18 protein-coding genes, 1 tRNA gene and 3 pseudogenes are annotated in these 21,966 nt (G+C 52.9%); 17 read left to right on the top strand and 5 right to left on the bottom strand.

All coding sequences use genetic code 11. The features are described 5' to 3' along the window. The first annotated feature begins 189 nt into the window (after nucleotides 1–189). From NWP14_RS14500 to NWP14_RS14470, 7 genes and pseudogenes are all read left to right on the top strand, one after another. Entirely contained in the window at nucleotides 190–1,629 is a 1,440-nt protein-coding gene (locus NWP14_RS14500; protein WP_189339875.1) for an MFS transporter, read from the top strand. A 60-nt stretch (nucleotides 1,630–1,689) separates the two neighbouring features. Beyond that, complete coding sequence (locus NWP14_RS14495; RefSeq protein WP_375215551.1) at nucleotides 1,690–3,369, top strand: glycoside hydrolase family 43 protein; 1,680 nt, start codon at nucleotides 1,690–1,692, stop codon at nucleotides 3,367–3,369. Between the two features lie 428 nt (nucleotides 3,370–3,797). Continuing rightward, a complete protein-coding gene (locus NWP14_RS14490; protein ID WP_331834771.1) occupies nucleotides 3,798–5,186 on the top strand; it encodes a carbohydrate porin in 1,389 nt (462 codons plus the stop codon). Between the two features lie 638 nt (nucleotides 5,187–5,824). After that, entirely contained in the window at nucleotides 5,825–6,202 is a 378-nt protein-coding gene (locus tag NWP14_RS14485) for a type VI secretion system contractile sheath small subunit (protein WP_375215550.1), read from the top strand. After that, nucleotides 6,199–6,537 (top strand): annotated as a pseudogene (gene tssK / locus NWP14_RS14480) (type VI secretion system baseplate subunit TssK); the annotation flags it as partial. The gene NWP14_RS14485 and the pseudogene tssK, both read left to right, overlap by 4 nt. After that, nucleotides 6,528–6,614: pseudogene (locus NWP14_RS14475) on the top strand (type VI secretion system baseplate subunit TssE); the annotation flags it as partial. The pseudogenes tssK and NWP14_RS14475, both read left to right, overlap by 10 nt. A gap of 219 nt (nucleotides 6,615–6,833) precedes the next feature. Next, a complete protein-coding gene (locus NWP14_RS14470) occupies nucleotides 6,834–8,081 on the top strand; it encodes a hypothetical protein (protein ID WP_375215549.1) in 1,248 nt (415 codons plus the stop codon). A gap of 91 nt (nucleotides 8,082–8,172) precedes the next feature. Here NWP14_RS14470 and NWP14_RS14465 read toward each other — a convergent pair. From NWP14_RS14465 to NWP14_RS14455, 3 genes and pseudogenes are all read right to left on the bottom strand, one after another. Continuing rightward, nucleotides 8,173–8,334: pseudogene (locus tag NWP14_RS14465) on the bottom strand (integrase); the annotation flags it as partial. A 203-nt stretch (nucleotides 8,335–8,537) separates the two neighbouring features. Next, a tRNA-Arg gene (locus NWP14_RS14460) sits at nucleotides 8,538–8,612 on the bottom strand. Between the two features lie 74 nt (nucleotides 8,613–8,686). Beyond that, on the bottom strand, nucleotides 8,687–9,592 hold the full coding sequence (locus tag NWP14_RS14455; protein ID WP_331834767.1) for a formate/nitrite transporter family protein: 906 nt from the start codon (nucleotides 9,590–9,592) through the stop codon (nucleotides 8,687–8,689). 270 nt (nucleotides 9,593–9,862) lie between these two features. Here NWP14_RS14455 and mlaA point away from each other — a divergent pair, with 270 nt between their 5' ends. Further along, a complete protein-coding gene (mlaA, locus tag NWP14_RS14450) occupies nucleotides 9,863–10,624 on the top strand; it encodes a phospholipid-binding lipoprotein MlaA (protein WP_095100482.1) in 762 nt (253 codons plus the stop codon). A gap of 62 nt (nucleotides 10,625–10,686) precedes the next feature. Here mlaA and fadL read toward each other — a convergent pair whose 3' ends face one another. Continuing rightward, nucleotides 10,687–12,009, bottom strand: a complete 1,323-nt coding sequence (fadL, locus tag NWP14_RS14445; RefSeq protein ID WP_189339862.1) for a long-chain fatty acid transporter FadL — start codon at nucleotides 12,007–12,009, stop codon at nucleotides 10,687–10,689. 371 nt (nucleotides 12,010–12,380) lie between these two features. On the opposite strand from fadL, the gene NWP14_RS14440 reads away from it, so the two are divergent. The 4 genes from NWP14_RS14440 (at nucleotide 12,381) to sixA (ending at nucleotide 16,973) form a co-directional block, all read left to right on the top strand. Continuing rightward, nucleotides 12,381–12,665, top strand: coding sequence for a YfcZ/YiiS family protein (locus NWP14_RS14440; protein WP_095100486.1), 285 nt, complete (start codon nucleotides 12,381–12,383; stop codon nucleotides 12,663–12,665). 158 nt (nucleotides 12,666–12,823) lie between these two features. Further along, nucleotides 12,824–14,134, top strand: a complete 1,311-nt coding sequence (gene fadI / locus NWP14_RS14435; protein ID WP_095100487.1) for an acetyl-CoA C-acyltransferase FadI — start codon at nucleotides 12,824–12,826, stop codon at nucleotides 14,132–14,134. Continuing rightward, nucleotides 14,134–16,278 (top strand): fatty acid oxidation complex subunit alpha FadJ, encoded by a 2,145-nt coding sequence (fadJ, locus tag NWP14_RS14430; protein WP_375215548.1) that lies wholly within the window; start codon nucleotides 14,134–14,136, stop codon nucleotides 16,276–16,278. Before fadI ends, fadJ begins: the two co-directional genes overlap by 1 nt. Nucleotides 16,279–16,487: 209 nt before the next feature. Beyond that, the gene (gene sixA / locus NWP14_RS14425) at nucleotides 16,488–16,973 is read left to right on the top strand and encodes a phosphohistidine phosphatase SixA (protein WP_331834765.1); all 486 of its coding nucleotides are present in this window, start codon (nucleotides 16,488–16,490) and stop codon (nucleotides 16,971–16,973) included. A gap of 19 nt (nucleotides 16,974–16,992) precedes the next feature. Here the strand turns inward: sixA and smrB are convergent, their stop codons facing one another. After that, complete coding sequence (gene smrB / locus NWP14_RS14420) at nucleotides 16,993–17,544, bottom strand: endonuclease SmrB (RefSeq protein ID WP_095100493.1); 552 nt, start codon at nucleotides 17,542–17,544, stop codon at nucleotides 16,993–16,995. 166 nt (nucleotides 17,545–17,710) lie between these two features. Here smrB and prmB point away from each other — a divergent pair, with 166 nt between their 5' ends. From prmB to NWP14_RS14395, 5 genes are read left to right on the top strand one after another with little or no spacing between them, the layout of a single operon-like run. Next, nucleotides 17,711–18,643, top strand: coding sequence for a 50S ribosomal protein L3 N(5)-glutamine methyltransferase (gene prmB, locus NWP14_RS14415; protein ID WP_045856126.1), 933 nt, complete (start codon nucleotides 17,711–17,713; stop codon nucleotides 18,641–18,643). 29 nt (nucleotides 18,644–18,672) lie between these two features. Further along, nucleotides 18,673–19,758, top strand: coding sequence for a chorismate synthase (aroC, locus tag NWP14_RS14410; protein ID WP_095100495.1), 1,086 nt, complete (start codon nucleotides 18,673–18,675; stop codon nucleotides 19,756–19,758). Nucleotides 19,759–19,761: 3 nt separating this feature from the next. Then, nucleotides 19,762–20,586: a penicillin-insensitive murein endopeptidase gene (gene mepA / locus NWP14_RS14405; protein WP_375215547.1), complete on the top strand. Its 825-nt coding sequence runs from the start codon at nucleotides 19,762–19,764 to the stop codon at nucleotides 20,584–20,586. Continuing rightward, the gene (locus NWP14_RS14400) at nucleotides 20,586–21,395 is read left to right on the top strand and encodes a sulfite exporter TauE/SafE family protein (protein ID WP_095100498.1); all 810 of its coding nucleotides are present in this window, start codon (nucleotides 20,586–20,588) and stop codon (nucleotides 21,393–21,395) included. The genes mepA and NWP14_RS14400 overlap by 1 nt, the downstream gene beginning before the upstream one ends. Next, the gene (locus NWP14_RS14395; RefSeq protein WP_095100501.1) at nucleotides 21,395–21,943 is read left to right on the top strand and encodes an elongation factor P hydroxylase; all 549 of its coding nucleotides are present in this window, start codon (nucleotides 21,395–21,397) and stop codon (nucleotides 21,941–21,943) included. Before NWP14_RS14400 ends, NWP14_RS14395 begins: the two co-directional genes overlap by 1 nt. Nucleotides 21,944–21,966 lie beyond the last annotated feature (23 nt).

Genomic DNA, 21,966 nt, shown 5'->3' with positions numbered 1-21,966 from the left:
TTGAGGGGATATAAAGTCCATGCTTTTGTTACGTGGACTAAGAAAACCTGCGTTTTAATGATCACAAAAGTAAAAAAACGTAACTAATTAATATAAAAACGCAATAGATTCTCCGCGGTTATCTGTGTCAAAAAGTGCTTCACATTTACAAAAACGATCGGAGACCTGATTAGAATGCGTAAAAACATAATTCAAAATCGGCATGACGAATACCACAAATTAACGCGGGGCGAGCGCATTGGTTATGGAATGGGGGATTTTGCGCAAAACCTCGTCTTTGGTACAATTGGCGGTTTTCTTGCTCTACACATGTTGACGGTAAATACCATTAGTACCGCAACGGCCGGGTTTATATTTCTTTTTGTCCGAATAGTTAACGTTTTTTGGGATCCAATGGTCGGAACATACGTTGACAGAAGAAGTTCAAGTGCTGGCAAATATCGCCCCTGGCTTTTAAGAGCGGGTATTCCGCTCGTTATTCTTGCCGCATTGCTGTTTGCTCCTATCCCTGGCGTCCGGGGTTCCGTTCCTTTTGCCTTTATTATTTATTTGGCACTGGATTTAGTCTATTCAGTGGTGAATATTCCTTATGGTTCTCTTAACGCGTCATTGACACGCGATCCTGAGTCCATTGATAAACTGACCAGTACGCGAATGATGCTGGCAAACAGTGCGAACCTGCTTGTCTATACCCTGTTCCCGATGTTTGTACAAATTGCTTCACCCAAAGATCGAAGCCTCAAGGATACCGGTTTTTTTGGCTTTGAACTCAATATGGGTAACTATACCGATCCGTCTGCGAATTACGCGTGGTTTGGCGTATACTCAATTTATATGGTACTAGGCGCAGCGGCACTTTTCTTCTGTTATAAATTCACCAAAGAACGTGTTGTCGCGACGGCAGAACAAACGGCCAACGTAAAAACGACCGATCTATTTCTTGAACTGAAAAATAACCGACCGCTTGTCATTTTGGGGCTGTTTTTCATGCTGGCCTTTACCTTCATGTTCTTCATGAACACGGTGAATGGCTTCTTCAATCAGTTTGTTGTTGGCCATTCAGAATGGATGGGGGCGGTTGGTCTTGTCGCCTCAATTCCGGGCATTGTCTTACCTGTTTTTTGGCCCAGACTCAAGAAAATTTTTGGCAAAAAAGGGTTCTTCCATCTTTTCCTTGCCATGTTTATTGTGGGTGAATTGTTGACTTACGTTTGGTCACGTGAAGGAATGCATGACGCCCTTTGGCTTGCTTACATCGCAACATTCATTAAACAATGGGGCTTAACCTCGGCTACGGGCTTTATGTGGGCGCTGGTTCCTGAAGTGATTGCCTATGGCGAATTGAAATCCGGCAAGCGAAATGCTGCGATTATTAATGCGATCATGGGCCTCTTCTTCAAGATTGGGTTTACTATTGGCGGCGCTATTCCACTGTGGCTACTGGCTGCGTATGGCTTTAGCGAAACGGGTGCTCAACAAAGTGCCAATGCGATCGATGGCATTATTATGACAGCGGTTTGGATCCCTATCTTTTTATCCGTTGTTTCGATGATCGTTATTCAATTCTATCCTATCTCAGATAAAAACGTCACAGAGATTAATCGTCAGCTTGACGAGGTACGGGTATAGTTAAAATTTGTATTAAATTTCGAAAATATAAATTAGAGAATTATATAAAGGAAGATTGATATGACTCTTATTCAAAACCCTGTATTACCTGGATTTAATGCGGACCCCAGTATTATCCGTGTAGATGACACCTACTATATCGCAAACTCTACATTTGAGTGGTTCCCTGGCGTGCGTTTACACGAGTCAAAGGACCTGCAGCACTGGGATCTTCTCCCCAGCCCGTTGTCCACAACCGCGCTTTTAGATATGAAAGGCAATCCTTCATCAGGTGGAATTTGGGCTCCGGCGCTTTCTCATGCTGATGGCAAATTCTGGCTAGTGTATACGGATGTGAAAATCACGGAAGGTGCCTTTAAAGATATGACCAACTATCTGACCACCGCGACGGATATTCGTGGTCCATGGTCAGATCCTATCAAACTCAATGGCGTTGGCTTCGATGCTTCACTGTTCCATGACGATGACGGGCGTAAATATATCGTTCAGCAAACCTGGGACCATCGAGAATATCATCACCCCTTCGATGGCATTACGTTGACTGAGCTTGATACCCGGACATTAAAGTTAAAACCGGAAACAGCGCGAACCCTCTATCGCGGCACGGCCGTTGCGCTTGTCGAGGGGCCACACCTCTACAAACTGAACGGATATTACTATCTTTTCGCCGCTCAGGGAGGGACCGTATTCACCCATCAGGAGGTTGTCGCGCGTTCTAAGACCTTAGATGCCCACAGTTTTACCACGGCACCGGGAGAAGTTTTCCTAACCAACGTCGATACGCCGGACAGCTACATCCAGAAGCAGGGCCACGGCTCTTTGGTTTCAACGCCTGCTGGCGAATGGTATTACGCTTCGCTCTGCGCGCGTCCGTGGAATCGTCCAGGCGAGTCTGTCTACGATCCTCGCGGCTGGTCAACTCTGGGCAGAGAAACCTCTATCCAAAAAGTGTACTGGGATGAGGAAGGTTGGCCGCGCGTTGAAGGCGGCCACGGCGGAAAAACGTTTGTTGAAGGCCCAGAGGATGCCATTTACACCGCAAGCGCCAAAGATCGTAGCCAGCATGATGCGTTTACAACGCCGGCACTCGAGTGCAACTGGAATACGCTCCGTGTTCCGTTCACAAAAAAAATGGGTACCACAGGCGATGGCAAACTGACGTTAATTGGTCAGGGTTCTTTAGCGAATACCCATGACCTGTCGCTTATTGCCCGACGTTGGCAAGCCTTCTATTTTGATGCGCAAGTTAAGGTCAAATTTAATCCATTTAGTTATCAACAAATGGCGGGGTTAACGAATTTCTACAACGATCGTCATTGGAGCTTTGTGTTCATCACCTGGAATGAAATTAATGGCTCAGTCATCGAAATAGGTGAAAATAATCGCGGAAAATACACTTCTTATTTAAAAGATGATGCCATCAAGATCCCGGAAGGAACCGAGTATGTCTGGTTCCGCACCAAAGTTCGCAAACAAACGTACAGTTATGAATACAGCTTTAACGGGGTCAACTTCACTGAAATTCCTGTCACATTAGATGCCGTAATCCTTTCAGACGATTATGTTCTGCAAAGCTATGGCGGATTTTTTACCGGAGCATTCGTTGGCCTGGCGGCAGTCGACTACTCTGGCTATGAGGTCAGCGCAGATTTTTATGATTTCACTTATCAGGAGCTCGGTGATTCGTTAACGTCGACTGGCGATTATGGCTGGGACGCAGGGGAATTACGCTCTAATTAAATAATAAACGAAATACCCGCTTACTGTCGTGAAGAAAGGGGGGCCGCTGATGAGCGCTGCCCGCCTTACGTTAGCGCGCGATAGAGAATGCCAGAGATTTGCTGTGGGATGCCGATGGCGCACTGCGGTAGACCCGGCAGAGCGGCAAGGTTGTAAGCGAAACGCTGCAGTTTATTACCTCGATTATGGTGCAGATGTCGGGCCACGATTATTTTTGCTCGTGCGTGGAGCATTAGAACAGATTATTAATCTATAGCCATGCTGATATTTAATTATGCCGAATATGGAGAAGCCTATTACCCGATTTATTTAACTGTACCTCTGCGCAAATAAAAATAAAATCAGCTTGTTTTGGCGGTATCTTTTCCATTTACCCCAGAACGGGATGGTTATTGTCTGAAAATATAATTTATTAATTTGAGATAACCATGATAACTGTAAAAAAACTTCCCTTAGCGATGGCGGTTATTGCCGCCCTGTGCCCGCTTTCCTCTGTAATGGCACAAGAGTTTACTCAGGAACAAATCGACGCCATTGTCGCCAAAGCCGTCGATAAAGCCCTGACGGACCGTCAGGCCAAAATCGATGCCGCCGCCGATAAAAAGGTGGACGTCATTACCAACCCTCAGACCACCGCGGCCTCGCCGGATATGGCTATCCCGTTCGGCCTCAAGTTTAGCGGCTACGCCCGCTACGGCGCCCAGTTCCAGACCGGCGATCAGAAGTTCGTCGGCGTCGACGGCTCCTATAACGGCGCGTCGGCTATCGGTCGTCTGGGCAACGAAGGCAACGGCGGCGAATTCCAGATAACCAAGGCCTTTAAGAGCAGCCAGGGCGCTATCTGGGATATTAACGTCATGTTCGACCACTGGAGCGATGAAGTTAACCTGAAAAAAGCCTACGTCGGCGTCACTAACGTCCTGGAATCAAACCCTAACGCCTATATTTGGGCCGGTCGCGACTTCCACCAGCGTCCGCAGCAGGGGATCAACGATTACTTCTGGATGAACCACGACGGCCAGGGCGCCGGGGTGAAAAACTTTGATATCGGCGGCGTGCAGTTTGACGTGGCGGGGGTCTCACAGGTTGAGTCCTGCAGCCCGGAGGTGATGGCCGATGAGTCCAACCCGTCGCGCATCACCTGTACCGGCGGCTCCGGCACCGGCGATAATGGCCACTATGCGCTGACGTCAAAAATCCACAATATGAAGGCTGGGCCAATCGACGTTGAGGTGTACGCCAACTACGGCTTTGATTCAAAAGCGGTGGATAACGACGCGCAGCTCGATGCCTGGCAGGGCGGCCTGCTGTTGAGTCACACCAACGGCGACGACAGCGGTGTGAACAAGGTTATCCTGCGCTATTCCGATAACTCGGATAACAGCGTCTATAACAAAACCGACGGGCTGACGGCAATCTATGCCAGCTTCGAAGGCAACTATAAGTTCACCCGGCAGGCACAGGTTGAATACCTGCTGGCCTTCCATGATTACGACAACGGTAAGGACAATACCGATAACCGTAAAAACTACGGCGCGATTATCCGTCCGATGTATTTCTGGAACGACGTGCATTCAACCTGGCTGGAAGCCGGCTATCAGCGCGTTGACTACGATCGGGGTGGCGACAACAAGGGCTGGAAGCTGACGCTGTCGCAGAACATCGCGATTGGTATGGGGCCTGAGTTCCGGCCGATGCTGCGCTTCTACGTCACCGGCGGCCAGGTGGATAATCAGCATACCGCTAAGGTCAACGGTACCAGCAGCGACCAGCTGGACTCGCTGAACGTCGGCGGCATGTTCGAGGCCTGGTTCTAAGTTAGTTTGAGTATCTTGTGTCAGGACCTGAATGGAGTAGTTGCATACGGCTGAGTGACCTGCAGGGATGAGAATTCCTGTCGGTCACTGCCGCCTGCCGGAAGAGGGATGAGACTTCCTGAGTCATTTGCGAGTTTGCATAAAACCTCAGGAAGTTCTGCCTCTGTAAGGGCTGTAAGGAAGGGGACATCGCCTGAGCGAACGATTTTAAATACGATGGTAGTTACACAAACTTACTGACAGGTTCTGCGATCATAGTTTTAAGGTGTCAAATTCATTTATTGCAAGTTTTATTTCCCCCTTTAATATTTCACTCCGCATATATTTACCCTTGTTATCAATTGATGATTTTGTTTTTCAAGTGTTGATTTACATCAACCCAGGAGTCTATTTTTAACAATATTCTGACGGTATTGTCTTCTTAGATATAAATGATTATTTATTTTTGATGGTGATAGTTTGTTTTCCTGCTGATCCAGCGTAACTCATTATTAATAATTAGACGAAAAATCCTGGTGATTTTATTGTTTTGGTTTGAGTGTATTTAGCTTTGATCTTTTAATCATCATTATTCTATTATCGCTTCTAAGGAATCGAAACGTGAAAGCGTGCATCGTGATAAGCAGAGGGATGATTAGATGGCTGAAAGTTTCCAGAATTGGGTGTCAAATTCTCGCGTTAATATAAAGTTTTATTTTTCAATGTGCAGGGCGAGCAAGAATATAGAGTTACCACTGAACTTAATGGTTGCGGTTGATTTAAGTAACGGTCAGTTGACTGCGCCATTATCAGCGTGTGAAAAAGACAATGTTAATAAAAATAACTTCAACGCTATTCTTTCCGAATATTCCCCAAAAGGGAATTTTACCGTTAAGAATAGCCTTGCTGATGACGGTAGCGAAAACAACATCAGTCTGACATTTTGCACTTCCCGGTGGAAGTCATGGATGACCGCCCATTACGGGGTCGCCGGATGCCGAAATCCAGGTCATAAGGGCAGGGGAAATCAGCGATGAAAATTTACCGTCCCCTTTGGGAGGACGGGGCCGCTCTGGCCCCCCAGCAGTTTCAGCAGCAGGCCCGCTGGAGTGAACACGTTGCCGACATGGTCGCCCGGATGGGAATCTCTCATCCCTGGGGGGTGATTGCAGCAGAATTTGATGATGCCGCGCTGGCACTCTCACGCCTGAACGCCACCTGCCTGGTGGTGCGCTTCCAGGACGGTACCCTGGTTGATACAGGCATGGCTGACAATCTTCCCCCGGTCTGTGATTTGTCTGTTGCCGCCGGCAGTGAGGCCGTTGACGTGGTTGTCGCGCTGCCGCTGCTGAGCGCCAGCGGCGGTACGGTACCGAGTTTATGCCCGAAGGGCGGGTCCTGTTACGCCACCTGAAGCAGCAGTATCTCGATATAACAACCCGCATGTAAGACCCGATAGCGCTACGGTCTTTGCAATATCCTGCTTATGCCCTCAGGTACAGGCTTGCCCGTATATAGCTGGCTTGTCTGTCAGGTTTGAATGAATGGCTAACAAATTTAAGGTGGCGTAACGGATGTTGTACACCGGAAGGAACGCTGGGCGGAATACTGAAATTAATACGATATATTGAGCGTGAAAAATAATTTACCATCAACGGATTCAACAGAATGAATATGAGAATAAGGGAAGTCAAGTTCATAAACGAACGATCGAAGTGCCAAATCTACTGGTTGTTAATGTGTCTAAGCTTCGCTGCTGGATTGTTTTTTGTCTTTATCAGTTACGCCGTTGCCTTTTCGTCCCTTAAAAACCTGGGAGATTATAAAAATGATTTTTATAAGCGACAGTATAATGCTCTCACTATATTGCCTGATGTTAATCTTGACATGAATTTACTCACCCACAAATTGATTGTAAGCGATCGTCTGCGGGGAATTGCTGATGACACTATCGCCAGAATCGCGACAGCTAAAGTTAATCAATATCTTAATAATGTGGGCCGGCAATGTAAATCTGATGGCTCCGATAATGGAAATGCGGCATTTGTGTCATGTGCCGGTCATCTTATCGGACAACATTTTTATTACACACCCGCTATCGAGGTATCAAACAACTATGCCTTAAATCGTTCCGATTGCGATACCAATACTTACCTGTTGATGGATGCGGCTCATCTGCATGGTATTGATGCTTACATTATATATGCACCATCTCATGTTTTTTTTGCCTGGAAGGATAGCACCGGGCATTTTCAATATTGGGAAACTACATCATCAAATAACAAGGGTGAAGTACCAGAGCTTAGCCATGATTTTTACGAAAAGAACTTCAGCCCTTCGTACTACACTCCATTTAATGGAGTTCGGGTGGAAGATATTTACTCTACGCTGACTTACGCCATATCCAATATTAAACCTGACCTGGATGCTATGTATAAAAAATATCCTGGTGATGCATTTGTCAGTAGTTGGTATTATTACGAAAAGGCCGTTAACCATAAATTAACGAAAAATGATGCCAGGATTTTACTTGATTTATTACAGGTGGATATTACTTCCAGTGATAAACGTTATGCTCTGGTTCAGTATTTCATGTCTGTTAACGACCATAACCGCGCGCTCGAGATTTTTAAGACAATTGGCCTGAAAAGATGTGCCGAGGACTGCTTTCAAACGGGCGTGGATCTGGGGCTCAAACGTTATCAATACTCCCAGTCGTTATTTGACTGGTATTCAGGCAAGCTGAAAAGTAAGTTCAATAATAATATCAGGAGTAACGTCGGTGACTTCTTTAAAGGATTAGCTCTTGCGGTGATGGGAGGGGGATTTATCATTATATCCATCATTGGTTCAGCGATCCTGTTGATCAGAAAAAAGAAAATAAAGGCGTGCATTACAAACCAGATTGACAGGTGATGGCGTTTTTCAGCGGCAAAGCCACCCAGCGAAACTCAATCAGATAACACCGCCAAACGGATCGCCGGGCATCTGTTTGGTGCCGCCCAATCTTCTCATCTCGTTGTAGCGCGCTAGCAGGATCGGTCGCTGAGCTGTATTCGCTCCGCCCTGTTACAATTGCATAGCGAAAGACCTCACTACAACACTGGCGCACTTTGTTTGTAAGCTCCGGCGTTTCACGCTTTTCTATATGTTGCGGTACTGATAAAAGCCCGATGGTTCAGGCATTGTCTCTGGGTTATCTGATGCGCATTCCCGGGCACTTTGGGGCTCGCCGGAGATTGAACGGGATCGGCCTGCCAAATGTTTGTTGATTCGCGCTGAATCGGGTAGACGTTACACCCAAGGTTAAGCGCTTTTTGCCGGCCATCAGGGGATTTTATCGAATTCGGTAGATATCAGGAGAGCTCGAAATGGTGTCCCCTGCAGGAATCGAACCTGCAACTAGCCCTTAGGAGGGGCTCGTTATATCCATTTAACTAAGGGGACGAAGCGGCGGGATTATAGCGTTTTTTTCCTTACAGGTTAAGCAGCTATCGGCTGACTGCTTAATCTATCGCCACTTAGGTCGTTTTTTTAGCTTTGGCCCGCGCTTTTTTCTCGTTACTGATGTCGTTGCGGATCTGGGCATGGCTGAGCAGGGCGAAAATAAACGTCCCGCCGCAAATATTGCCGGCCAGCGTCGGCAGGGCGAAAGGCCAGATGAACTCCTGCCACGGTAGCGAGCCGTTAAAGACCAGATAAAATATCTCGACGCTGCCAACTACAATATGGGTGGTATCGGCGAGCGCAATAAGCCAGGTCATCATAATAATGACCACGATTTTTGCCGCTCCGGCGGCGGGGAACATCCACACCATCGTTGCCACCAGCCAGCCGGAGATAATCGCGTTGGCAAACATTTCGCCCGGCGTGTTTTGCATTACCTTCAGGCTGATTTTCTCAAAGGCGTCACGGGTCGCCGGGTCAAATATTGGCATGACATCAAAGGCCCATGCGGCGATTGCCGTGCCGATGAGGTTGCCCGCCAGCACGATGCCCCACAGCCGTAATAACAGCCCGAGGTTACCGAGGGTGGGCTTATGCATGATCGGCAGCACGGCGGTCACGGTATTTTCGGTAAACAGCTGCTGGCGGGCCATGATAACGATGATAAAACCGAAGGTGTAGCCCAGGTTTTCCAGTAAGAACCCACCCGCTACGTCGGTAAGATGAACGTGAAAAATTCCTTTTGCGACCAGCGAGGCGCCCATCGACAGGCCCGCGGCGACCGCTGACCAAAGCAGAGCCATGCCGTCGCGCTCAAGCTCCTTTTCCCCCTCCTGGCGGATCTCTTCATGGGTGGCCATGGCGCGTGAGGGCAGACGATCCTCATCAACCTCTATTTCCTCGCCCTGCTGTTTCTCGTCGCTCTCAACCTCCATCTCTGCACTGTCGTGGCGATTGGGCGATTTTGGGGGTGGGGTCATGCCATTTCCCTCGATGATTTTTCATTATCATAAGCGTAGAGATATTTTTCACGTACGGCGCTGGTGAACATCCTATTTTTTGTGCAATGGCAAGAATAGCAATACGAATATTGCAAAATATGTATAGAATCAGGACGCAACACTTATACCAAAGAGGGCTATGCTGAAAGCAGGCACCAGAGTGCACCTTGCTTCGGGCGATATCTTCATGGAGGCTGCAGTCCCCGGATGACCCACAGTGATAGCCAAAATTAACAGGGAGACACACCTATGAATTATCGCCTGTCGGCGCTTGCGCTCGGCGCCACACTGCTGGTGGGATGTGCCAGTTCCAGCTCTGGCGATCGGCCGCAGGGGCGTTCAGACCCGCTTGAAGGGTTTAACCGTACGATGTTCAACTTCAACTTTAACGTGGTGGATCCGTACGTTCTGCGTCCGGTAGCCGTGGCATGGCGCGACTATGTCCCGCAGCCAGCGCGTAATGGGCTGAGTAATTTTACCAGCAACCTTGAAGAACCGGCGGTGATGGCAAACTACTTCCTGCAGGGCGATCCCTATAAAGGTATGGTGCACTTTACCCGTTTCTTCCTCAACACTCTCCTCGGGATGGGCGGCCTGATTGACGTCGCCGGGATGGCGAACCCGCAGCTGCAGCGGGTTGAACCGCATCGCTTTGGTAGCACCTTGGGTCACTACGGCGTCGGCTATGGCCCATACGTGCAGCTGCCGTTCTACGGTAGCTTTACGCTGCGTGATGAAGGCGGTGATATGGCTGATGGGCTGTATCCGGTGCTCTCCTGGCTGACCTGGCCGATGTCTATCGGTAAATGGGCGGTTGAAGGGGTTGAGACCCGAGCCCAGCTGCTGGACTCCGATGGCCTGCTGCGCCAGTCTTCAGATCCGTATATCCTGGTGCGTGAAGCCTACTTCCAGCGTCATGACTTTATCGCCAACGGCGGTAAGCTCACGCCGGCAGATAATCCGAACGCCCAGGCGATTCAGGGCGATCTGAAAGATATCGACTCGCAGTAATCGGGTGATATAAATAAAAAGGGTGAACATGATGTTCACCCTTTTTTTATGCCGGCAGCTTGTCAGAAGCGGTAGTTGAAGTTCGCGCCGTACAGCCAGGCTTTGCCTTCAGAACGGAAGGTGTAAGGACCTTCTTTAATTTCTACGTGCTGACCATGCATGTAGGATACGCCCACGTCAACAGAGGCATCTTTATTGAAGGCGTAGGTGGTACCCGCGCTCAGCCACAGACGGTCCTGATCCGGAATGGAGATGGATCGGTTGGAGGCCGGTACCGGGCTATCATCGAAGGCGATACCGGTACGGAAGGTCCAGTTATCGTCGTAGTAATAGGTGGTACCGAGCGCGATGCGGTAGGCATCTTTAAAGCTCTCATCTTTATAGAACAGCGTCTCGCCGTTGCTGCCGGTCGCTTTCAGCTCCTGGAACTGGCTCCAGCTGGTGTAGGTCAGGCTATAGTGAACCGCCCACTGCGGTGCGACGCGGTTGTAACCTGACAACTCCCACATTTCTGGCAGGTTCAGCGTCAGAGAACCGTTGGTGGTCTGACCGTTGGTCCCCGCCGGAAGGCCGAAATTACCGAGAATTTGGTTATACGCTGACGGCAGGCTGCTCTTGTAGTTACCGTCAAAGTCGATTTTCACTTCAGAACGGTAGGTGAAGCCATAGCGGTTATTCTTATCAAGTTCATAAAGAATACCGGCGTTCCAGCCGAAGCCCCAGGCGTTACCGTTCAGATGCGCAATTTGCGTATCGGAAGGAATTTGCGATACCGGACCCGCCAGCTGCGGCGGCAGGGCGCCCGAACCCGCAACAATCTGCCCCAGGTCGCCCGCGAAGCGCTCGATCTTCGCCTTCGCATAGACCGCGTCAAACCCTAAGCCAAAGCTCCAGTGGCTGTCCAGGCGATAGGCGCCGCTCAGGTTGAAGTTGGCGGTGGTTAAATCGGTTTTGCCACCCATGCTGCCGGCGGCATAATCGTCGTTATATTCGGTGGCCAACCCGTAGTTAGAGGTAATCGACGCCCCCCAACCAAACTGCTCGTTAATTGGCGACACAAAGTGGAAGTTAGGCACCCATGCGGTTGGCGCGATATTATTGGCGTTCAGGCTTCTGCCCGTCGGCGATTTGCCCGAGATGTTGACATCGGGATCGACAAATACGGCGCCCATAGACATCGTTGGGCGATCGAACATCATAATCAATGCCGGGTTACGGCTGGCATTGCCCGCATCGTCAGCAATTGCGCCCTCACCGGAATAGGCGCGGCCCAGACCTGATGAAGAGAATTCGTTTAACTGGAAGCCTGCTGACCAGGCCTGTGTGGAAACAAGTGCTACAGCCACTGCGAGGGCAGATTGGGTAAAGCGGGTTTTCTGGCTCATGCCCATAACCTCATTGAGTTATTTTTATTCAAACTATGTTACATGCCGTAACAGAAGCGCGAAGTGTAGGGTCTGCTTTACGACAGAGAAATCAGACCAGTGCGCTGAGTATAGGTCTGACCAGATGAGATGTTGCAAGTTTGTTTATGAGATTTTTCAATTGTGATACGAAAAACGCGATCCAGTCGGCAAAATTGCCCTCAACTCGGGTGTCCGATTCGGGTAATTCTTGTTTTGGATCATTTTTAAGTGTGATTTCGGTCACTTAGCGCCGTTGTCATCATTAACGACTGGAGGCACTCCTCGGCCGGGCGTAAAATAAGCCTATTAATTGTCTGGCACCTTGCGTGCATATACAGAGGAAATCTACGATGAGTAAAGTTAGTGCAGATGAAACCCCGGTTTGCTGCTGTATGGATGTTGGCACCATTATGGACAACACCGATTGCACCGCCTCCTACAGCCGCGTGTTTGCCAACCGCGCTGAAGCAGACGAAACGCTGGCGGCGTTGACTGAAAGAGCCCGCGGCGTGGAATCTGAACCGTGCAAAATTACCCCGACCTTTAGCGATGTTGAAGGCGGCGTGCAGCTGGATATCGATTTTGTCTTCTGCTGCGAAGCGGAAACCCTGATTTTCCAGCTTGGCCTGCGTTAATTCCGTTCTGACGCCCCCTTTCTGCGGGGCGTTATCTTCTCCTTTCAATGTGTTTTGGCTCCCACTTTTTTGCTTCTCCGATTGGCTTAATGTAAAAAATTAGTTAAAACTATTATCAGGTCAGACCACTTGGTTTTATCGGTTAACAGGGGAGAGTTATGAGTCAGGCACTACCGCTTGTCACCCGTCAGGGCGATCGCATTGCCATCGTCAGCGGTTTACGTACTCCGTTTGCTCGTCAGGCAACGGTATTTCACGGCGTTCCCGCGATTGATTTGGGAAAAATGGTCATCAGTGAAATGCTGGCTCGCAGCGATATTCCCCCGCAGATTATTGAACAACTGGTCTTTGGCCAGGTGGTTCAGATGCCGGAAGCGCCGAATATTGCGCGCGAGATCGTGCTTGGCACCGGCATGAGCGTGCACACCGATGCTTACAGCGTCAGTCGCGCCTGCGCGACCAGCTTTCAGGCCGTCGCCAACGTTGCTGAAAGCCTGATGGCGGGGACGATCCGTGCGGGCATTGCCGGCGGCGCGGACTCCTCGTCGGTGCTGCCTATCGGCGTGAGTAAAAAGCTGGCCCGCACCCTGGTGGATGCCAGTAAGGCGCGAACCCTCGGCCAGCGGCTGAAGCTGTTTTCTCGCCTGCGCCTGCGCGATCTGTTACCGGTGCCGCCCGCCGTGGCCGAATACTCGACCGGGCTGCGGATGGGCGATACCGCCGAGCAGATGGCAAAAAGCTGGGGCATCACCCGTGAGCAGCAGGATGTGCTGGCGCTTCGTTCGCATCAGCTGGCGGCCAAAGCCTGGGAAGAGGGAAAACTCTCCGCTGAAGTGATGACCGCTTACGCGCCGCCGTTCCGCGAGCCCGTAGCAAGCGACAACAATATTCGTAAGAATTCTACCCTCGCTGATTACCAAAAGTTACGTCCGGCCTTCGATCGCAAGCACGGCACGGTCACCGCAGCCAACAGCACGCCATTAACTGACGGCGCGGCGGCGGTGATTATGATGACGGAATCCCGGGCGAAAGAGCTGGGATTAGCCCCGCTTGGCTATCTGCGCAGCTACGCTTTCACCGCCATTGACGTTAAGCAGGATATGCTGCTGGGGCCGGCGTGGTCGACGCCTTTGGCGCTGGAAAGGGCGGGCCTGACCCTCGCCGATTTAACCCTTATCGACATGCACGAGGCTTTTGCCGCGCAAACGCTGGCCAATCTGAAGTGTCTGGCCAGCGATCGTTTTGCTCGCGAGGTGCTTGGCCGCTCGCAGGCCACCGGCGAAGTGGATGACAGCAAATTTAACGTCCTCGGCGGCTCGATTGCCTACGGCCATCCTTTTGCCGCGACCGGCGCGAGGATGATAACGCAAACCCTGCATGAGCTGCGGCGCAGAGGGGGCGGGTTTGGGCTGGTCACCGCCTGTGCGGCGGGTGGTTTAGGCGCCGCCATGATTCTGGAGGTGGAGTGATGACTCCTGCATCAGCGTTTACTCTTGATATTCGTCCGGACAACGTGGCGGTGATCACCATTGATACCCCCGGCGAAAAAATGAATACCCTGAAGGCCGAATTTGGCAGCCAGGTCCGGGCCATCATCCGCCAGATCCGCGATAACAAATCCCTGCGCGGCGTGGTGATTATTTCTGCTAAAGCGGACAACTTCATTGCCGGGGCGGATATCAATATGATTGCCCGCTGCGCCAGCGCGGAAGAGGCGGAGGCGTTGGCTCGTCAGGGGCAGCAGATTATGGCCGAGATCCACGGGCTGGCTATTCCGGCGATCGCCGCCATCCACGGCGCCTGCCTCGGCGGGGGCCTTGAGCTGGCGCTGGCCTGTCACGGGCGAGTTTGCAGCGATGATGATAAAACTCGTCTTGGCCTCCCTGAAGTGCAGCTGGGGTTGCTGCCGGGCTCCGGCGGCACGCAGCGGCTGCCGCGGTTGATTGGGGTCAGCAGCGCGCTGGAGATGATTCTCACCGGTAAACAGCTGCGCGCCCGACAGGCCCTTAAGGCCGGGCTGGTGGATGATGTGGTGCCGCACGCTATTTTACTGCAAACGGCAGTGGAGCTGGCGCTGAAAGGGCGTCCGGCGAGTCGCAATATGCCAATGCGCGAGCGCGTTCTCGCCGGCCCGTTAGGACGTAGCCTGCTGTTTCGCCTGGTGGCGAAGAAGACGCAGCAGAAGACCCAGGGCAACTATCCTGCCGCCAGGCGAATTCTGCAGGTCATTGAGAACGGGCTGGCACATGGCTGTAGCAGCGGCTACGCCGAAGAGGCGAAGGCCTTCGGCGAGCTGGCGATGACGCCGCAATCGCAGGCGCTACGCTCCATTTTCTTCGCCAGCACCGAGCTGAAGAAAGATCGCGGCGCCGATGCTGAAGCAGGACCTTTAAACAGCATCGCCGTGCTCGGCGGCGGCCTGATGGGCGGGGGAATCGCCTGGGTTACCGCCAGCAAAGGCGGATTGCCGGTGCGAATCAAGGATATTCAGGCCAGCGGGATTAACCATGCGTTGAAGTACAGCTGGGAGCTGCTGGATAAGCAGGTACGCCGCCGCTATATGCGTGCCGGCGAGCGCGATCGCCAGCTGGCGCTGATCTCCGGGACCATGGATTATCAAGGATTTGCCCACCGGGACGTGGTGATCGAAGCCGTATTCGAGGACCTGGCGCTCAAACAGCGAATGGTCGCCGAAATAGAACAACATTGCGGCCCGGAGACGATCTTTGCCTCCAATACGTCGTCGCTGCCGATCGCCGGGATCGCGGCGCAGGCCAGCAGGCCTCAGCGGGTGATTGGTCTGCACTATTTCAGCCCGGTTGAAAAAATGCCGCTGGTTGAGGTTATCCCGCATCAGCATACGGACCCGCAGGCCATCGCCACGGTGGTCAGGCTGGCAAAAATGCAGGGCAAAACGCCGATCGTAGTGGCGGATAAAGCCGGCTTCTACGTCAACCGCATTCTCGCTCCCTACATCAATGAGGCGATGCGCTTACTGACGGAGGGCGAACCCGTTGAGCATATCGATAACGCATTGGTTAAATTCGGTTTTCCGGTAGGTCCCATCCAGCTGCTCGATGAGGTTGGCATCGACACCGGCACCAAAATTATTCCCGTTCTGGAATCGGCATGGGGAGAACGTTTTAGCCCGCCTGCAAATATCATTAACGCGATCTTGAATGACGATCGCAAAGGCAGAAAAAATAGCCGCGGTTTCTATCTTTATGAGAAAAAAGGGCGTACAAGCAAAAAACGGCCCGATGCGGCAATTTATTCGCTACTGGGGATTTCTGCCCCGCAGGCTCGCTTGTCGGCGCAGCAGGTGGCTGAACGTTGCGTGATGATGATGCTCAATGAAGCGGCGCGCTGCTTCGATGAGCAGGTTATTCGCAGCGCACGCGATGGCGATATCGGCGCCGTGTTTGGTATTGGCTTCCCGCCGTTTCTTGGCGGTCCATTCCGCTATATGGATAAATCTGGTGCGGGTGAAGTGGTTGCAATTTTGCAGCGCCTGGCCGCGCAGTACGGCCCGCGTTTTACGCCATGTGAAAATTTATTGCGCATGGCCGAGCAGGGGGCAACATTTTGGCCCGCTGGCGAACGGACGACCTAAGTTCTGGTCAAAGAAGATAAATCCGACGATGAATGACGCTGTCGGTTGGCTATTTTGTCAACAAACATTGACTATACTTACGCCACTGAGGTAAAAAACAGCGTTTCATTCGTTGGATGGATCAGGCACAATGCCCGGCCACCGGGTCGACTGCGTATTATCTGCGCGGGTAAGACTACGGTGCTTCTGGTTAACAAAAGCGGTGCAATATGCAAGTTTTTATCATGCGTCACGGCGACGCTGCCCTCGATGCAGCCAGTGACTCGGTTCGTCCCTTAACCGCATGCGGTTGTGATGAGTCACGTCTGATGGCAACCTGGCTGAAAGGTCAGAAAGTAGATATTGAGCGGGTTCTTGTGAGTCCTTATCTGCGTGCGGAACAGACTCTGGATATCGTAAGAGAGTGCATGAACCTGCCGAAGGACGTCGACGTCATGCCGGAGCTGACGCCGTGCGGCGATGTTGGCATGGTCAACGCCTATCTTCAGGCGCTGGCAAATGAAGGTGTGGCAACGGCGCTGGTCGTTTCTCACCTGCCGTTGGTGGGGTACCTCGTCTCAGAGCTGTGCCCGGGAGAGACGCCCCCGATGTTCACCACATCGGCCATTGCCTGCGTGACGCTCGATGCCAACGGCAAGGGCGAATTCAACTGGCAGATGAGCCCCTGCAACCTGAAGATGGCGAAAGCTATCTAATCACCCCCGGAGCCGACGTTTACGGAAGCTCCGGCGGTTGCCACTCTTCAATCTCTATCAGCACCAGCAGTGCGGCGTCCCCGCCGTACTCTTTTGGCGCCTGATGGAACGCCATAATATGCGGATGCTGCGCCAGCCATAATGGCGTCTGCTGCTTGAGAATATGCTTCCCGTGCCCGTGCATCACGCACGCGCAGAACACGTGTTCCCGGCGGCATGCGGCAATCAGCGCGCCCAGCTCCTGCTTTGCCTGCAGCTGAGTTAAACCGTGCAGGTCGAGAAACAGCTCTGGCGAATAGTCCCCGCGCCGTAGTTTTTTCAACTCAAAGTGGCTCACGTCCGCACGGACGTATTTTACCGACCCTTCGGTATTCAGCAGCGGCTGAAATTCATCCGAAAAGTAGTGGCTGTTGTCGGCCTGCTCCTGAAGTAGACGCTTCGGCGGCACTTCGGTAATTTTCTTGCGCAGCGGGCGGTGAACGATAGTGTCCTGCTTAATCTTACGCGTGCCGGTCATGAGCTGACGGAACAGCGTCTGATCCTCCACGCTAAGCGATGTTTTCTTTTTCATTGCCCACTCTCATCTTTTCTTTGCGCTAGTTTACCCGACCCGGAGTACATCCAGGCAAGCAAAACGTACTTTTCCCCCTCAGCCTGACGTAAGAATGCTGATTTATCGCCGTCTTCATGGCAAACTAGCCGCCGAATTTACAGTAGAGCGTGTCCTGGAGGATGGCGTGGATAAAATTTTTGTTGATGAAGCAGTCAATGAGCTGCAAACCATTCAGGACATGCTGCGTTGGGCGGTAAGCCGCTTCAGCGCGGCGAATATCTGGTACGGTCACGGCACCGACAACCCGTGGGACGAAGCGGTGCAGCTGGTGCTGCCTTCATTGTACCTGCCGCTGGACATCCCGGAAGACATGCGCATTGCGCGTCTGACTTCCAGCGAAAAACACCGCATCGTTGAGCGCGTGATTCGCCGCGTCAATGAGCGTATTCCGGTCGCCTATTTGACCAACAAAGCCTGGTTCTGCGGCCATGAGTTTTACGTCGATGAACGCGTGCTGGTGCCGCGCTCTCCGATTGGCGAGCTTATCGAAAACCAGTTTGCCGGACTGATCGACCATCAGCCGCAGCACATCCTGGATATGTGCACCGGCAGCGGCTGTATCGCCATCGCCTGCGCCTATGCCTTCCCGGAAGCGGAAGTCGATGCGGTGGATATCTCCCCTGACGCGCTGGCCGTGGCCGAACAAAACGTGGAAGAGCACGGGCTGATTCATCAGGTTACGCCGATTCGCTCGGATCTGTTCCGCGACCTGCCGAAGGTGCAATATGACCTGATCGTCACCAACCCGCCGTACGTCGATGAAGAAGATATGTCCGATTTGCCGGGTGAATATCGTCATGAGCCGGTGCTCGGGCTGGCCTCCGGCAGCGACGGTCTGAAGTTGACCCGCCGCATCCTCGCCTGCGCCCCGGATTACCTCAACGATGACGGTATTCTGATTTGTGAAGTCGGTAACAGCATGGTACATCTGATTGAGCAGTACCCGGATGTCCCGTTCACCTGGCTTGAGTTCGATAACGGCGGAGACGGCGTGTTTATGCTGACCAAACCGCAGCTGATCGCCGCACGGGTGCATTTCGGTATTTATAAAGACTAAAAACAACACGCAAACATGACGGAGCCGTGATGGCAGGAAATACAATTGGACAACTCTTTCGCGTAACCACTTTCGGCGAGTCGCACGGCCTGGCGCTGGGCTGCATCGTCGACGGCGTACCGCCGGGCATCCCGCTGACCGAAGCCGATCTGCAGCACGACCTGGATCGTCGCCGTCCCGGCACCTCGCGCTATACCACCCAGCGTCGCGAACCGGACCAGGTTAAGATCCTGTCCGGCGTATTCGAGGGCGTCACCACCGGCACCAGCATTGGCCTGCTGATTGAGAATACCGATCAGCGTTCGCAGGACTACGGCGCTATCAAAGACGTTTTTCGTCCCGGCCACGCGGATTACACCTACGAGCAGAAATACGGCCTGCGCGATTATCGCGGCGGCGGACGCTCGTCGGCGCGTGAGACCGCGATGCGCGTTGCGGCAGGAGCGATCGCCAAAAAGTTCCTCGCGGAGAAGTTTGGCATCGTCATCCGCGGCTGCCTGACCCAGATGGGAGATATCCCGCTGGCAATTAAAGACTGGGAGCAGGTTGAACAGAACCCGTTCTTCTGTCCCGATCCGGATAAAATTGAAGCGCTTGATGAGCTGATGCGCGGCCTGAAAAAAGAGGGTGATTCGATTGGCGCAAAAATCACCGTCGTGGCCGATGGCGTTCCTCCGGGACTCGGTGAGCCGGTATTCGACCGCCTGGATGCCGATATTGCCCACGCGCTGATGAGCATAAATGCGGTGAAAGGCGTTGAGATTGGCGACGGCTTTGAGGTGGTTAAGCTGCGCGGCAGCGAAAACCGCGATGAGATCACCAAAGCCGGTTTCCAGAGCAACCATGCGGGCGGCGTGCTCGGCGGCATCAGCAGCGGTCAGCAGATTGTCGCTAATATTGCGCTGAAGCCGACCTCCAGCATCACCGTTCCGGGGCATACCATTAACCGCTTTGGCGAAGAAGTTGAGATGATCACCAAAGGGCGTCACGATCCGTGCGTGGGGATTCGCGCGGTGCCGATCGCAGAAGCGATGCTGGCGATCGTGTTAATGGATCACTTTATGCGTCAACGCGCGCAAAACGGCGACGTGACGACATCAATTCCACGCTGGTAATCGATGAAAAAAACCGTTATCGCTCTGCTGGCGCTCCTGGCCAGCTCTGCCTGCTCTGCGGCAACGCCGTGGCAAAAAATCACTCAGCCGATAGGCGGCAGCGCGCAGTCGATCGGCGCTTTTGCCAACGGCTGCATTGTGGGAGCCCAGGCGCTGCCCCTGGACTCGGCAAACTACCAGGTGATGCGTACCGACCAGCGCCGCTATTTCGGCCATCCCGATCTTGTCCGGTTTATCCAGCGCCTGAGCAATCAGGTGCACGGTCGGGGAATGGGCACGATGCTGATTGGCGATATGGGAATGCCCGCCGGCGGGCGTTTTAACGGCGGCCACGCCAGCCATCAGAGCGGCCTGGATGTCGATATTTTCCTCCAGCTGCCGCAGATGCGCTGGAGCCCGGCGCAGCTGCTGAAGCCGCAGGCGCTGGACCTGGTTTCCGCCGACGGCAAGCGCGTTGTCCCGGCGCGGTGGAGCCCGCAAATTAGCCAGCTGATCAAGCTGGCGGCAGAAGATAGCGAAGTCACGCGCATCTTCGTTAACCCGGCGATCAAACAGCAGCTATGCCTCGATGCCGGGAGCGATCGCGACTGGCTGCATAAAGTTCGCCCGTGGTTCCAGCATCGTGCGCATATGCATGTTCGCCTGCGCTGTCCTGCCGGAAGCCTGGAGTGCGAAGAGCAGGCGCCGCCGCCTGCCGGCGATGGCTGCGGTGCAGAGTTGCAAAGCTGGTTCGAACCTCCGAAACCCGGATCAACCTCTCCTGTGAAGAAGACGCCGCCTCCGCTGCCGCCTTCCTGCCAGGCGCTACTGGATGAGCACGTTCTTTAATGGATAGTTTTATCGACCTGTTTATGGTTTCGCCCACGGTACTGGTAGTGCTTTTCTTCGTCGCCATTCTCGCCGGATTTATCGATTCCCTGGCCGGCGGCGGCGGGCTGTTGACCGTCCCGGCGCTGATGGCTGCGGGACTCCCTCCGGCGCAGGCGCTGGCGACCAACAAGCTGCAGGCCTGCGGCGGTTCGCTTTCCGCGTCACTCTATTTTATCCGCCGCAAGGTGGTGAACCTCGCCGATCAGAAGCTTAATATTCTGATGACGTTTATCGGCTCCACCGGCGGTGCGCTGCTGGTGCAGCACGTGCAGTCCGATATCCTCAAACAGATTTTGCCGCTGCTGATTATCGGCATTGGCCTCTATTTTCTGCTGATGCCAAAATTAGGCGAGGACGATCGCCAGCGTCGCTTATACGGCCTGCCGTTCGCGCTGGTCGCCGGCGGCTGCGTGGGTTTCTATGACGGCTTTTTCGGTCCGGGAGCCGGCTCGTTCTACGCGCTGGCCTTTGTTACCCTGGCCGGGTTCAATCTTGCAAAATCAACCGCCCATGCGAAGGTGCTTAACGCGACCTCCAATATTGGCGGGCTGCTGCTGTTTATTATTGGCGGCAAAGTGATTTGGGCCACTGGATTCGTGATGCTGGCAGGGCAGTTTATTGGCGCCCGCGCTGGCTCACGGTTGGTATTGAGCAAAGGGCAATCGCTGATTCGGCCGATGATCGTGGTCGTGTCCGCAGTGATGAGCGCGAAACTTCTTTATGACAGCCACGGGGCGGAAATCCTGCAGTGGTTGGGAATGAATTAATGCAACAGCAACACCATTATCAGCAGCTGATCGCTATTTTTGACGGCTGCTTCGCCGACGATTTTAATACCCGTCTGATTAAAGGCGACGACGAACCGATCTATCTTCCGGCTGATAAGGACGTACCGTTTAACCGTATCGTCTTTGCCCACGGCTTTTATGCCAGCGGCCTGCACGAAATTTCGCACTGGTGCATTGCCGGGAAAGCGCGTCGTGAACTGGTTGATTTCGGCTACTGGTACTGCCCGGATGGCCGCGATGCGATGACGCAGCGTCAGTTTGAAGACGTCGAGGTGAAACCCCAGGCATTTGACTGGCTGTTTTGCGTGGCGGCGGGCTTCCCGTTTAACGTCAGCTGCGACAACCTGGAAGGGGACGTCGAGCCCGATCGCATTGCCTTTCAGCGGCGGGTCCATGCCCAGGTCATGAGCTATCTGGAGCAGGGGATCCCGGAACGTCCGGCGCGATTTATTCAGGCATTACAAAAATATTATCAAACGCCGCCACTGACGGCAGAACAATTTCCGTGGCCGGAAGACCTGCACTAAGGCCACGCTTTACACTAGAAGAG

Source organism: Klebsiella sp. C349492 (assembly GCF_042055345.1).
In the GTDB taxonomy this organism is placed as follows: domain Bacteria; phylum Pseudomonadota; class Gammaproteobacteria; order Enterobacterales; family Enterobacteriaceae; genus Klebsiella; species Klebsiella scottii.
Note: the sequence above shows the minus strand (reverse complement) of the source record. Positions and strands in the feature narration are given on the sequence as shown.